7 protein-coding genes and 1 pseudogene are annotated in these 13,901 nt (G+C 76.2%); 3 read left to right on the plus strand and 5 right to left on the minus strand.

From position 1 onward, the window contains the following. From ABZ128_RS14790 to ABZ128_RS14810, 5 genes and pseudogenes are all read right to left on the minus strand, one after another. Positions 1–1,983 (minus strand): annotated as a pseudogene (locus ABZ128_RS14790) (Tat pathway signal protein); the annotation flags it as partial. A 182-nt stretch (positions 1,984–2,165) separates the two neighbouring features. Beyond that, a complete protein-coding gene (locus tag ABZ128_RS14795) occupies positions 2,166–3,935 on the minus strand; it encodes an AMP-binding protein (RefSeq protein WP_356848538.1) in 1,770 nt (589 codons plus the stop codon). A gap of 44 nt (positions 3,936–3,979) precedes the next feature. Continuing rightward, the gene (locus ABZ128_RS14800) at positions 3,980–6,307 is read right to left on the minus strand and encodes a LuxR C-terminal-related transcriptional regulator (protein ID WP_356848539.1); all 2,328 of its coding nucleotides are present in this window, start codon (positions 6,305–6,307) and stop codon (positions 3,980–3,982) included. A 14-nt stretch (positions 6,308–6,321) separates the two neighbouring features. Then, positions 6,322–8,871: an AfsR/SARP family transcriptional regulator gene (locus tag ABZ128_RS14805; RefSeq protein ID WP_356848540.1), complete on the minus strand. Its 2,550-nt coding sequence runs from the start codon at positions 8,869–8,871 to the stop codon at positions 6,322–6,324. Between the two features lie 20 nt (positions 8,872–8,891). Next, entirely contained in the window at positions 8,892–9,947 is a 1,056-nt protein-coding gene (locus ABZ128_RS14810) for an AfsA-related hotdog domain-containing protein (RefSeq protein WP_356848542.1), read from the minus strand. 257 nt (positions 9,948–10,204) lie between these two features. Between ABZ128_RS14810 and ABZ128_RS14815 the strand changes: the two genes are divergently transcribed. From ABZ128_RS14815 to ABZ128_RS14825, 3 genes are all read left to right on the plus strand, one after another. Next, the gene (locus ABZ128_RS14815) at positions 10,205–11,575 is read left to right on the plus strand and encodes an MFS transporter (protein WP_356848543.1); all 1,371 of its coding nucleotides are present in this window, start codon (positions 10,205–10,207) and stop codon (positions 11,573–11,575) included. 131 nt (positions 11,576–11,706) lie between these two features. Continuing rightward, positions 11,707–13,269, plus strand: coding sequence for an MFS transporter (locus tag ABZ128_RS14820; protein WP_356848544.1), 1,563 nt, complete (start codon positions 11,707–11,709; stop codon positions 13,267–13,269). A gap of 200 nt (positions 13,270–13,469) precedes the next feature. Further along, the gene (locus ABZ128_RS14825; protein ID WP_356848545.1) at positions 13,470–13,898 is read left to right on the plus strand and encodes an ester cyclase; all 429 of its coding nucleotides are present in this window, start codon (positions 13,470–13,472) and stop codon (positions 13,896–13,898) included. Positions 13,899–13,901 lie beyond the last annotated feature (3 nt).

Genomic DNA, 13,901 nt, shown 5'->3' on the forward strand with positions numbered 1-13,901 from the left:
GAGGTTGGAGGCGCTGGTGCGGGTGGTGCCGTCGGGGTAGACGGATACGTGGCTGGCGGTGGTGGGTTCGGTGGCGGTGACGTTGAGGACGACGGCGGTGACTCCGGTGGCGGGGATGCCTGCCGTGCCGGTGACCTGGAGGGTCACGGTGCCGCCCTGGCCGACCTTCGCCTTCGGTACGCCGTGTCCGATGCGGGTGTCCATCAGCCGCGTGGGTGTGATCGGCTTGTACGTACCCAGGCCGGTGACCGCGGGCGGCGTCACCGTCAGCGTGCCGCGCGGGTACTCGGAGCCCAGGGCGACGACGCTGACGTTCCAGTTGCCGGCGGGCGCCGAGCGCAGGTCCACCGTCGCCTTCAGTGTCCGCGCGTCTTGCGAAACCGAGACGGTCGTGGCCGTCAGCGGCGCCGGGCCGCCGGTCAGCCGGACGGTGGTGTTCATGCCCAGCGCGGTGCCCTGCACGGTGAGGGTGGCGACCGTACCGCTCTGCGCGGTGGTCGGCGTGACCGTCCCGACGGACACGTTCTCGGAGCCGCAGGGCGCGGTGGTGCAGACGAGCTGGGCGCGGTACTCCGTCCGGTCCGTCCTGTCCGGCAGCGCGAGGACGAACGTGGTCTGGTCGGTGCCCTGACAGGTGTACGGGGACGAGCTGCCCGTGCAGAGGTCGCGCCCGGTGGTGCTGTACAGCGCGGGCTCCGGAGCGGACGCCCCGCCGTCCGTGGCGGTGACCTCGGCCCTGAACAGGTCACCCGAAACGCTCGGAAGAACGGCGCACACGCCGGTGTGGTCCTCGGAGAGCGTGCCGGTGAGCGGGCCGTACCCGTACGCGACGGATCCGGCGCGGGTGCACTCGGGAGCGGGCCCGGCGGCCGTGGCGATCCGCCAGGCGTCGAGCCGGTAGGAGGCGGGCAGGGACCAGTCCTGCGGGACCTGGGTGACGACCTGGTAGCCGGTGGAGCCGGTGACCGTGCACGCCCAGGTCTGCTGGTGGCAGGCGAGGGCGCCGGCGCCGTCCATGACCAGGATGTGCGTGGAGTCCTGCGCGTCACGGGCGTTGACGCGCAGCCGGTCCGCGGCGGCGGCCGTGGTGATCCGGTGGCAGCGCAGGGTGCCGTTCTGGCCGGACGCTCCGGTCGTGGCCGGGGCGCCGACCGCCGTCGCGGCGGACAGCGCGCAGCCCTTGGCCGTGCCGGTGACGTCCCGGCGGTCCAGGGTGTGGCTGCGCGGGGCGTCCTGGCCCTGAAGGAGGACGGTGTACGCCTTGCCCGCGGTGAACGAGCAGCTGGTGAGGCCGTCGGTCCGGAGCTGCTGGCCCGGGGCCGGGTGGTCGTAGCAGGAAGGCCCGCTGCCGTCGGTGCCGATCAGGCTGATCCTGTACCGCGGGAACAGATCCGAGTCGTCCGGGAAGCCGTAGCGGATGCGCAGGAGTTCGGCGGTGGAATGCGCGTCGGCCGGGATGGTCAGGCAGTGCGAGAACACGCCGTTGCCGGTGTCCAGCCGCACGGCCGCCGCGTCGTCGGCGAAGCTCCCGGCGGGCAGGACCTGACAGCCGTTCTGGAGCACGTCGGTACGGACGAAGTGGACACCGTACGGACCGGTCTCGGTGGCGTCAGCGGCGCGCACCAGTGCACGGAAGGGTGCCGTTCCGGTCAGGGCACAGCCGCCCCGGGGGAGCTCGTCGGCGGTGCACTGTGCGGTGCCGTTCCTGTCGACCACCTCGACCTGGACGGTCACCCCCGCGCCGCCGAGCGAGGTGAGGGCGGCGATCCGGGCGCCCTGCGGGCTCGGCAGCTCCAGGCAGTGCGTCTGCCCGGCCGTGGTGAAGGTGCCCGCGTACCGCCCCTCGGTGACGCCGAAGCAGTCCTGGACGGCCGGCGCCGCCTGAGCGGCGCCCACCGGCAGCAGAAGTGTGGCGAGGACGGCGAGCAGACACGTCAGCGCGGTGGAAAACGGGCGTCTTGCGGACGCCGATGCCGTTGGCATGAACCCCCCAGGGTGGTGTGCGACGAGCGATCGTCGCACACCCGTACGGGGCCGGGGTGAGGTGGGGGACCACGTCCCGGTACTGCCCGTGGGCGCCGCCCCTCCGACACGCTCGCGTCGAGTCCGCCGCGGGGCGCTGTGGCGCCTTGGCCGCCGTGACACCGCCTGCAGCCACGAAGTGGTCAGGCCCCCGGGCGCGGGCCGAGGCGGGGGGTGCCCGGGCGGAGGCGTTCCAGCCAGGCGCGCAGCCCGTCCCGGAGCGGCTCTCCGCGGTCGTCCGTCGGAAGGGAGCCCACCAGCTCCAGCCGGATGGGCAGGAAGCCCTCGCCGATGCCCCGGGCCGTGAGGTGCTCGCGCAGTTCCAGCAGGCCCGGCGGGGCGTCCTCGGCCTCCGGCACCACCACCGCGCAGGGGCGTTCGCCCAGGTCCGGATCCGCATGGCCCAGGACCACCGCCTGGCGCACGCCCGGGTGGGCCCGCAGCTCGCGCTCGATCCGGTCCACCGGGACCAGGAACAGGCCGCCGGTACGGGCCGTGGCCCGGGCCGTCACCTGGATCCCGCCGAGGCCGTCGGGCCGGCCTCGGTCCCCGGTGTCCAGCCAGCCCCCGGCCTGCTCCCAGGTGGCGACGGGGGCGGGAGCCCCGTGCGCCCAGGTCGCCAGGCAGACCGAGGGGCCCCTGACCCGCAGCGGGACGGGGGCGGCCGGGTCGGCGCCGTGCTCGCGCAGCAGCGGGGACACCTCCAGGCCGGCCAACGGCACCCCGTCGCTGGCGCCGTCCCGTTCGGCCGGGGTGTCACCCCGGGTGAGGGTGCCCATGCCGAGCTCGGGCGCACCCCACACCAGGCGCACCGCCGCGCCGCCCAGCGTGTCCGCCAGTTCCGCCGGCAGCGGGGCCGCCGTGCCGGTGCGGCCGCCGGACAGCACCAGGCGCAGGGAGTCCAGCGTGCGCGGCCGCCGGCGCTGGGCCGCCAGCACCTCGGACCAGTGGGCCGGGGCGGCGTACGCCTGGTGGACCCCCGCCGTCTCCAGCAGGTCCAGGCAGCCGTCGGGGGTCCAGAGCTCCTGGTACACCCCGCTTCCGCCGACCGCCAGCGGCCAGCAGACGGCGTACAGGATCGAGGCGAGCGAGGTCAGCGGGAGGGCCGAGTAGAACACCTCGCCCGTCCGGCGACCCGGCCCCGTGCGGTCGTCCTGGCCGCTGATGTTGGCGTACAGGGTGTTCGGCGTGTGCAGGGTCGTGGTGTACCCGTCCTCGCGCACGCCCATCACGGTCACCATCAGGCAGATGCGGTCCGCCGCTCCCGGGGCGGGCGGCGGGCGCCGGCCGTACGGGCCGCGTTCGTGCGCCGTGTGCAGGAAGTGCGCGCGGAAGTCGACGGCGGTGTCCGCGCCGTCGGCCCCGTACGGGTGCGCCGCCCCGCCCGTCCGCTCCGTTCCGGCGCCGGCGGCCACGACCCGGTGGCGCAGCCAGGGCAGTCCGGCCGCGAGCTGCGCCAGCGCCTCGGCGTGCGGGTACCCGTCCCAGACGTCCGGCACGATGCACACCCGGGCCTGCGAGGCCGTCAGGATCCGGGCCAGGCCGCGGGCCCGTACGGTCGGCAGCACCGGCACCGCCACCGCGCCCAGCCGCATGCAGGCCAGGGTGAGCGCCGCCGTCTCCCAGCGGTCGGGGAGCTGGTAGGCGACGGGATCGCCCTCCCGGACGCCGAGGGCGGCCAGGGCGGCCGCGAACCTCTCGACGTACGCCGCCAGTTGGGCGTAGTCCAGTACGACGTCCGGCCGCCCGGCGGGGCGGTGCAGGCGGCGGGAGACCAGGGCGGTCCGGCGGGGATGGCGGGCCGCCGTCCGGCGCAGGTCGTCGACGAAGGTGTCCGTACGCCACCAGCCCTGCGCGCGGAAGGCGGCGGCCACCTCGGGCGGCGGGGCGATCGCGGCCAGTGCCCCGGCCACGTCGGGTTCCTCGGCAGGACGGGCCGCCGTCCCCTCGTCCCGGCTCACGACCACTGCCCGATCGCCCAGGCGACCTGGATGCGGGAGGAGCAGCCGAGCCGCCGCATGATCTGCCGCACGTGGTTGACCACGGTCCACTCGGACAGGCCCAGCCGCTCCGCGATCTGCCGGTTCGTCAGGCCCTCCGCGACCAGCATCGCGACCTGCACCTGGCGCGGGGTCAGCGTCCGCGGCGCCTCGCCGGACGCCCGCGCCGCACTGCTGTCCGTACGGGCGGCCGGCGCGGGGGAGGACAGCGCCTCCAGTACAGCTTCGGCCGGACCCAGCGCCCACCCCTCCGCCCACGCCGTGGAGTACGCGGTCCAGCCCAGCCGGGAGAGCACACCCTTGCGTGCCTGCTCCACGGCGGACTCGTGCTCCTGCGGGGCCCGGGCGCCGAGGCCCTCGCGGAGCGCGGCCGACGCGGCCAGCAGCCGTACGACCCGCGGCTGCTGGGCCGGGGTCACCCGCAGGACGTGCAATGCGAACTCCTCCAGCACCAGCGGGAGTACGGTGCGCTCGCCGATCTCCCGGCACCGCCGCAGGCCCTCCCGCAGCAGCGCGTCCGCCGCGTCCGGGTCGTCCCCGCCGGTGAGCGCGGCCGACAGCCGCAGCGCCTCGGCCAGGCCACGGTCGTCCCCGACCCAGCGCAGCGCGCCCACTGCGCCCTCCAGCGCCTGGGCCGCCCGGCGGTCGCGGCCGAGGGCGTGCAGGGTCGCGGCCAGCGCCGTGCCGGCCCGGGCCGCGGGGCCGGCGGCGCCGACGGCTTCCAGCGCGGCCGCGGCGGGCTCCAGGGCGGCCAGTGCGCCCTGCGGATCACCGGCGGCGAGCAGGGCCGCTCCGAGGTGGGCGGTGACCTGCGCGGTGTGCCGGCGGTCGCCGAGGGGTTTGCACAGGGCGAGGGCCGAGCGGTGGCGGCGTACCGCATCGGGGGCATCGCCGAGGGCCGCCGCCAGCACTCCGGACAGGTCGGCCAGCCGGGCCGCCACCGGATCGGGCAGGCCGCCGGCCTCCAGCAGCCGGTCGCACCAGCCGAGCCCCGGCCGCAGCCTGCCCTGGGCCAGCCACGGTTCACCGCAGGCCACCGCCATCGCGGCGGCGCCCGCCCGGTCACCCCGGGTCCACAGCCGGTCCAGGGCGGCCTGCACGTTCGGCGCCTCGGCGGAGTGGACCGCCAGCCAGCGGGCCTGGTCCGTGCCGGTGAGCCGGCTCGCGGCCGAGGCCGCGAGGCGGGCGTAGCGGTCCGCGTGGTCGTCCGCCGCGGTCCCGGCCCGGCCCGCGTCCTCCTGGACGCCGCGCAGGTGCGAGCGGACCGGTTCCGGTACGGCGTACCTGGCGTCGGCGTGGTCCTCGCCGACCAGCCGCAGCAGGCCGCGGTCGAGCAGGGTGTCGAGGGCCGGGCCGTCGGAGCGGCCGAGTGCCACGGCGCCGAAACCGGGCTCGTACCCGGCCAGCCGTTCCAGCAGCGCGCGTGCCTGGGCGTCCAGGGAGCGGCAGCTCCACTCGGCGAGCGCGTCGAGGGAACGGTGCCGGGCCGGGGCGGAGGCCGGACCGCCGGACAGCGTGCACGGCCGGCCGCCGAGCCGGGCCAGCAGCACGCCGGGCGGATAGAGCCGCATCCGCCCGGCGGCCAGCTCCAGGGCCAGCGGCAGCCCTTCCAGCAGGGTGCACAGCGCGGCGGTGTCCCGGGCGTTGTCGGCCGTCAGGGCGAAACCGGGGCAGGCCTCGGCGGCCCGACGGACGAACAGCTCCACCGAGGGGACACGGGCCAGCGCGTGCGGATCGCCGGCGTCGGCGGGACGCGGCAGCGGCAGCGGCGCGAGCGGCACCAGCTGCTCGCCGTACACCCCTACCGGCTGCAGGCCGGTGGCCAGCACGGTGAGGCCGGGGACCCGGGCCAGCAGCGCGGCCACCTCGTCGGCGCAGGCCTCGGCGCCGTCCAGCACGAGCAGGGTGCGCCGCCCGGCGCCGGCCGTGCCGTCGAGCCCCTGAGAGCCGGTCCGAGCGTCGGTCCGTACCTCGTCGAAGGCACCCGCCAGGCGCTCGGCCGCGACGGCGACCAGCCGGCTCTTGCCGACCCCGGCGGGCCCCGTCACGGTGACCAGACGGGCGCGGGGATCGGCCAGCCTCCCCTCCAGGGCGTCCAGTTCGGCCTCCCGCCCGACCAGCCCGTCCGCCGCGGCGAACCGGTGGGCGACCGCCGGCGCCGGCCCCAGGGGGGCGTACGCCGGCCCGGGCGCCGGTGGGACCAGCCCGGATGCCGGCCCGGAGGCCGGAACGGGAAGGGGCGTTGGCGTTGGCGTCGCCGACCGCTCCGCTTGGTGTGTGGACATGTGTTCCCCCTTGGTCAGCGCGGTGTCCCGCACCGCAGGCGCCAGATTCCGGGCCGCACTTCGACCGCCCGGCCGGCCGCGGCACCGGCTCCCGCCGGGCCCGTGCGCAGGGTGCGGCGGGCATAGGCCTCGCGACGGCGGTCGCCGAGTGCCCGGGCGAGCGCCACGCAGTCCGCCAGCGCCCCGGCGGCCTCCGCGCCCGCTCCGGTTTCCAGGGCGAGCAGGGCCTCCACCCGCCGCACCTCGAAGCGTCCTGCGGCGGGACGCCCGGGGCCGGTGGCGAGGGCGCGGCGCGCCGAGGTGAGCAGGGCGTCCGCCTCGGCGACGAGCCCGCTGTCCAGGCGGAGTTCGGCGAGCCCCGCCAGGGCCCGGGCCGCCTCGGCGGGTGCACCGGCCGCGGTCGCCGCCCGGGCCGCCTGCGCATAGCGCTCGGCGGCCCGTTCGGCCGTCCGCTGCTGCCAGGCCAGATCGCCCAGCGAGCGGAGCATCCGGGCCTCGGCACGGCCGTCGCCGGCCCGCCGGGCGGCGTCCAGGGCGAGGGTGTGGGTGCTCTCCCAGTCGTCCCAGGCGGCGGCGCGCTCCAGGGACCCGGTCACGGCATCGGCGAGCTGCACGGTCTGCTCCCACAGCCCGGCGCCGTGCGCCGTACGGACCAGCGCCGCGTACAGCCCCGGGCCGTCACTGCCCGTGGGGCCGCCGCCCGGCTCCCCGGCGGCGGCCGCGTAGGCCGCGCACATCCGGGAGGTGGCCGCCCGGACGGCGTCGGCCGGCTCCTGCGCGGCGAGCTGCTCCGCGGCCAGGACGCGCAGCAGCTCGGGCAGGACATAGGTGTCCGGGCCCAGGGCCAGCAGCAGGTGCCGGTCCACCAGGGACTCCACGAGCGGCGCGGCCTCCGACGCCGCCAGGCCGAGTACGGCGGCGCCGGCGGCCAGCGGGAAGCCGGCCGCGGGCAGCAGGCCGAGCAGCCGGAAGGCCCGCCGCTCGGCCGCGGGGAGTTCCTCGCAGGCGGCCGTCAGCCGCGCCCGTACGTCGAACTCGCCGATCCGCAGCGCGTCCAGGCGGGACGTCTCGTCGCGCAGCCGCGCGGCGAGGACCTCGCCGGTCCAGTGCGGGCGGGCGTCGAGCTGTACGGCCGCGGCGCGCAGCGCGAGCGGCAGCCGGCCGCAGAGCGCCGCGATCTCCTCCGCGGCGCCCGGCCCCGCGGCGGCGAGCACGCCGGCGGCGGCCTTGCGGCCGAGATGGCCGAGCCGGAGCACGTGCAGGCCGGCGGCCCCGGCGGGCAGCAGGCGGCCGGTGACGAGCGCGCTGCTGCCGGGGGTGGTCGGCAGCAGCGGCCGTACCTGCGCCACGGAACGGGCGTCGTCGAGGACGAAGAGCAGCCGTCGCCCGGCGGTGAAGGTCCGCAGCGCCTCCAGCGGATCACCCTCCCGCTCCGGGGTGCAGCACGCCTCCCCGGCCACCGCCCGCGCCCGGCGCAGCAGCCGTACGGCGGCTTCCGCCGGGGCGAGGGCGGGGCCCCCGTCCGGGGCGAGGTCGAGGAACAGGACGCCGTCGGGGAAGGCGGTGGCCGCATCGCGGGCCGCGGCGACGGCGAGGGCGGTCTTGCCGGAGCCGGGCAGCCCCGTGACCGCGGTCCAGGCGCCGGGCCGGGCACTGCGCAAGCGGGCGCCCAGCTCGGCGCGCTCCGCGTCGCGACCGGCGAGCGGGCCCTCGTCCGGCGGCAGCCAGTCCGTGTTGCCCGCGGCCGCCGGGGCGGCCGTGAGGGCCACCGGCGCGGCCGGGACGGCGGGGAGCGGGTCGCCGTCGGCACGCAGCAGGTCCTCGTGCAGCCGGCGCAGCCGGGCGCCGGGCTCGACGCCGAGCTCCTCGATCAGGGTGCGGCGCACCGCCGCGTACGCCTGGAGCGCCTCCGCCAGCCGGCCGCTGCGGAAGAGCGCCGTCATCAGGTGGGCGTGCAGCTCCTCGCGCAGCGGGTACGTGGTGACCAGGGCGCGCAGCTCCGCGACGAGTTCACCTGCGCGGCCGAGCAGCAGGTCCGCGTGGACCCGCTGCTCCAGCGCCTCCAGCCGCGCCTCCGCCAGGCGTGCGGCCGCGCTCTCCAGCAGCGGCCCGTACGGGACTCCGGACAGCAGCGGCCCGCGCCACAGGTCCTGCGCCTGCCGCAGCAGCACGGCGGCCCGCTCGTGGTCGTGTTCGGCGAGCGCCTTGCGCCCGCGCTCCCGCAGGTCCTCGAAGACGGCGAGGTCCAGCTCGTCGGAGGCGGCCCGCAGGACGTATCCGGGCCGCCGGGTGAGCAGGATGCCCTCGCCGTGCCGGGCGCTCGCCGAACGCAGCGCCTTGCGGATCTGGGACACGTACACGTGCAGCGTGGTCATCGCGGTGCGCGGCGGGGCGTCGCGCCACAGCTCGTCGACGAGGGCGTCCACGGACACCACTTCGTTGGCCCGCACGAGCAGGGTGCCCAGCACCACCCGCAGCTTGGCGGGGCCGGGGGTGTGCAGACCGGCGGAGGCCGGGTCCGGGTCTCCCGCGACCTCCAGCGGACCCAGGATCCGGAACCTCATCTGGGACGACCTCTCAAGAATCAGAAATCCTGGACCACGACGGCGCGGGCCTCGGCCACGGGCCTGCGGCACTGGGTGAGCGTCAGCGTCACGGGGACCGACGGGCGCCCCTGCGCGTCCCGTTCCAGCCGGCCCGGCAGGGCCGTGCACCGCATCGGCAGTCCGGCCTCGGCGGGCCCGCGGAAGTGCACCCGCGAAGCCGCCAGGGTGCTGCGCGAGGCCGCCAGCCCGTGGCTGCGCCCGGCGGCGAGCAGCGCGGTCTGGCGCAGCGACTCCAGGACGCGCGCCCCCGTCAGCCGGCCGTCCGCGTCGGCGGCCGGCGGCCGGGCCCCGTCGGTCAGCACCCAGGCCGACCAGCGGCCGGAGGACAGCGGCTCCGGGTGGCCCACCACGACGTCGGCGGGATCCTCGCGCCCGACCGAGCCGGGGTCCGCGGGCACCACCGGGCGGTCGGGGGCCTCCTCGGCACCGGTGTCGCCGGCCGCACCGGCACCGCCCGTGCCTGCGGCCGCGGCCGCGCGGGCCGTGCGCCGCGCCCGCGCGAGATGGCTGCCGTACACGCCCGGCATCAGGAAGACCAGGCCGGCCGAACCGGCGGCGCAGGGCGTGCCGTCGATGCTCACCTCGACCTCGAAGTCGAGCCCGCGCGGCACCCCGTTGACCACGTGGGCGGGCAGGGCCCGGAGCCGGGTGGCGAGCCGGGAGCCGCCCTGCGGACCGGTGCGCCAGGCCGACAGGTCGGTGAGCCGCAGGTCGAACCGGAAGAACAGGCCGGGCCGCTCCTCGGGAACCCCGAAGTACCGGTGGCCGACGAACTCGCCCACCTCCTGGACCGCTTCGGTGACCGCCCGGGTGTCGTGGAAGTGCGCCCCGCCGCCGTGGAAGGGGGCCGGGGCGCCCGGCAGCCGGTCCGCGATGACGAAGTGCTCCTCGCCCAGGCTCGGTCCGTCCAGGCAGTGGTCCCAGGACACCGGGCAGTGGATCAGGTGGCGGGCCGGACCGAACCGCCGGGCGTGCTCGCCGCCCGCGGCCGGCGCAGCCGCGCGTGGCCCGTCCACCGTGGTCGCCTTCGTCATCCCGTCCCCCTCGTGCTGCATCGCATACGCCCCCGGACGGCCAAGCTTGCGAAAACCCGTGGTCCGCATGCCACTTCGGGCCGGTGGCAGCTAGTTGCACGTCCGTTACTGCTGCCGGTCGTCCGGGCCACCCGGTTTAGCGAAATACAGGGTGCGCGCGCGAGCGTGGGTGCGCGGGCCGGCCCCGGTGCGTCCGTCCCCCGGCCGCCGGGGCCGGTCCGCAGTCGGCTGAACGGCCCGAAAGGCGGCGACCCACCATGACGACCACTGTTCCCGTGCCGGACACCGGTACCGCGCAGACCGCCCCGGCCGGCCTGGCACCACCACCGGCCGTCCTCTCCGCGCGGGTCCGCGCCGGCTACGCCTCGGGCGCCCTCGCCTCCGGCACCTTCACCACCCTCCCCGGGCTCCTGCTGCTGCCCTACCTCACCGACACGCTGGGCGTCGGCGCCGCCCTCGCCGGAGTCGCCGTGCTGGTCCCGAAGGCCTGGGTGGCGCTCGTCAACCCGGTGGTGGGCCGGCTCAGCGACCGCACCCGCTCCCGCTGGGGAGCCCGCGGCCCCTGGGTGCTGGGCGGGGGACTGGCCATGGCCGTGGCCTTCGCCCTGATGTTCGCGGGCCTGGCCCGCGGCGCCGCCGGAGCCTGGATCACGGAGGCCGGATTCCTGCTCACGGCCACCGCCTTCGCCTGCTTCCAGATCCCCTACGCCGCCCTCCCCGCCGAACTGGCCCCGCACGGACGCGACCAGGTCCGGCTCGTCGGCGGGCGGGTCGTCGCGCTCGGGCTGGCCGCGCTGACCGCCGGAGCCGTGGCGCCCGCGCTGATCGGGGCGGGCGGCGGGGGAGTGCCGGGCCACCGCTGGGCCGGCCTGTTCGGCGGCGCCGTCATCGCGGTCGGCACGCTCGGGGCGTTCCTCGGCACCCGGTCGGCGCCGGCCGGCCCGCCGCTGCCCAGCGAGCCGAGCGTGCGCCTGCAACTGGCCGAGGCCCGCGGCAACCGCCCGTTCATGGCGCTGCTGCGCGCGGCCACCGTGCAGACCGTCGCCACGGGCGTGCTGCTGGCCGGGACCCCGTACGCGGCGGCGCAGGTGCTGCCCGGTCCCGGCTGGGCCGGCGCCCTGGTCGCCGTGTTCGTCGCACCCAACCTGTTCTCCACCCCGCTGTGGTCACGGCTCGGCGCCCGGCTCGGCCCGCGCCGCGCCTACACCGCGGCCTGCGCCCTGTTCGGCGCCGGCTGCCTGCTCTTCCTCGCCGCACCGCTGCTGCCGCCCGCCGCGGTCCTGGCCACCATGGCCCTCGCCGGAGCCGGGCACGCCGGCCAGCTGCTCTTCCTGTACGCGCTGCTGCCCGACTGCATCGTGCGGGAGACGGCCCGCACCGGGACCCGCCGAGGGGGCGTCCTGGCGGGGCTGTTCTCCACCGGGGAGGCGGTCGGGCTGGCGCTCGGCCCCTTCCTGTACGCCGTGGTGCTCCAGGCCTTCGGCTACCTCTCCTCCGACAGCGGGCAGGCGGCCGAGCAGACTTCCCTGGCGCGGCTGGGCGTGCTGGCCGGGATGGCCGTGGTCCCCGTACTGGCCACGGCGGCCGCCGTGGCACTGCTGCGCGCCTACCGGCCGGATCCGGCGTGATCGGAAAAGAGCAGGACCTAGGGGTCCCCTAACCTGCCTCCGGTTCCTTGCGGGCCGCTCCAAGCGGTCCCTACCGTCGGATCGTTGCTTTCGTCGTTGAGCGGCACTGCACTGCCGCGCGAGGAGTTGTGGTGGAAAACAAGGAGCACCCGCGCAGGTGGGCCATTCTGGCTGTGCTCGCCGTGGCAGTCTTCGTCGTCTCGATCGATTCGACCGTCCTCAATGTGGCCCTTCCCACGCTGGGCAGGGAATTGGACGCCGGCACCGGCGAACTGCAATGGATGGTCGACGCCTATTCCGTCGTCCTCGCGGGTCTCCTGTTGATGGCGGGAAGTCTTTCGGACCGGTTCGGCCGGAAGAAGCTGCTGCTGATCGGCCTGGTGCTGTTCGGCGCGGCCTCCGTGGCCGCCGCCTTCTCCACCGAGTCCTGGCAGCTGATCGCCGCCCGCGCCGCGATGGGCGCGGGTGCCTCGGCCTTCATGCCCGGCACCCTCTCCATCCTCGTCCACGTCTTCTCCGACGAGGAGCGGCCGAAGGCCATCGGCATCTGGGGTGCGGTGACGGCGCTCGGCGCGGTCACCGGCCCGCTGATCGGCGGGGTGCTGCTGGAGCACTTCTGGTGGGGCTCGCTCTACCTGATCAACGTGGTCGTGGTCGCCGCCGCCGTGCTCGGAGCGGCGGCCCTGGTGCCCGAGTCCACCGACCCGGCGGCCCGTCCGCTCGACCTGCCCAGCACGGTGCTCTCCATCGTCGGCGTCACCGCCCTGGTCTACGGGGTGATCGAACAGCCCCGGTTCGGCTGGTCCTCCTCCAAGGTGCTGACCGGGCTCATCGGCGGCGCCGTGGTGATGGTGCTGTTCTTCGTCCGGCAGGCGACCGCACGCCACCCGATGATCGACCTGACGGTGGTCCGCAACCGCCGCTTCCTCGGCTCCAGCGGCACCATGGCCGTGCTGATGTTCGCCCTCACCGGCAGCCTGTTCGTCCTGACCCAGCAGTTCCAGCTGGTGCTCGGCTACTCGCCGCTCCTCTCCGGCGCCGCGATCCTGCCGGTCGCGGTCGCGCTGATGGTCTGCTCCCCGCTGTCGCCGGTGGTCGCCAAGGCGATCGGCGTGCGCAACACCGTGGTGCTGTCCCTGCTGGTGCTCGCCGCCGGGTACGCCGTGTACGCCGTCTTCACCGAGGACTACGGCTACGGCGCGATGGTGGTCGCGATGGCGCTCGTCGGCACCGGCATGGGCCTGTCCCAGCCGCTGGTCAACGACGTGCTGATGACGGCCGGTCCGCCCGAGCAGTCCGGGCTGCTCTCCTCGATGAACGACACCGTGCAGGAGATGGGGGCCGCCTTCGGCGTGGCGGTGGTGGGCAGTGTGCTGGCAGCCAGGTACGCCGCGACGTACGACCCCCGGGACCCGGCCGCACCCGCCACCCGCTCCCTCGACCAGGCGCTGGAAGCCGCCCGGAGCCTGCCGCAGGCGGCCGGGAAGGCCACCGTGGAGGCGGCCAAGTCGGCGTTCGCACAGTCCTTCTCGGCCTCGGCGGCGGTCTGCGCCGGCGTGGTGGTGCTGGGCGCCGTGGCCGCCGCGGTCCTGCTGCCCCAGACGGTACGGGCCCCCGGCGAGGCCGAGGCGGAGGGGGATGCGGCCGTGGTGGCCGAGGCCCCCGCCCGCCCTGCCGGGAAGAGCACCGTCTGACCCCTCGACCATTTTCCGCCCCCCACAGAGCCGCCCGCGCGAACCCCGTCGCGCGGGCGGCTCTGCGCCGTTGCGGGGTGGGGGTGCCGGGGCCCGGGACCGGGGTGCCGGGGGCGCCGGTAGGGGCGGGTTAGGGGTGCCCTCCTTTCGAGCCACCCCATAGCTTTTTCGACGTAGGAGCCCATGCGAAAGGGAATCAGATGACCCAGGTCCAGGAAGAGCTGGAAAACGTCCTGCGCCGCTACATCGACGAGCTGCTCAACGGTCACGACGACAGCCTCGTCGAGGAATTCATCCACCCCGAATTCCGCCACTTCACCGACGAGAGCGCCCTCGCCCTCGAAAACGACGGGACCGATCTCGAAGGCATCAAGGCCGGCCTGATCGAGGTCCGCGAGAAGCTGGCCCCCCACTACAGCGCCGAAGTGGTCCGCTGGGAGGGCGACATCGCCCACCTGGCCTGGAAGACCACCGTCACGCACCAGGGCTACATCTTCGACCGCGAGCCCACGGGCAAGACCTTCACCCTCACCTACACCGGCAAGACCCGCTTCAAGGACGGGAAGATCTACCAGGCGCAGAACTACTGGGACCCGCAGCAGGCCCTCTCCGTCATCGACGGCGACTGAGGG

The sequence above is a fragment of the Streptomyces sp. NPDC006326 genome (genome assembly GCF_040612915.1).
Classification (GTDB): domain Bacteria; phylum Actinomycetota; class Actinomycetes; order Streptomycetales; family Streptomycetaceae; genus Streptomyces.

Bases quoted from the DNA above. Each gene is read 5' to 3' on its own strand.
- ABZ128_RS14800 (WP_356848539.1), bottom strand. From the start codon at position 6,307: ATGTCCACACACCAAGCGGAGCGGTCGGCGACGCCAACGCCAACGCCC.
- ABZ128_RS14805 (WP_356848540.1), bottom strand. From the start codon at position 8,871: ATGAGGTTCCGGATCCTGGGTCCGCTGGAGGTCGCGGGAGACCCGGAC.
- ABZ128_RS14810 (WP_356848542.1), bottom strand. From the start codon at position 9,947: ATGACGAAGGCGACCACGGTGGACGGGCCACGCGCGGCTGCGCCGGCC.
- ABZ128_RS14815 (WP_356848543.1), top strand. From the start codon at position 10,205: ATGACGACCACTGTTCCCGTGCCGGACACCGGTACCGCGCAGACCGCC.
- ABZ128_RS14825 (WP_356848545.1), top strand. From the start codon at position 13,470: ATGACCCAGGTCCAGGAAGAGCTGGAAAACGTCCTGCGCCGCTACATC.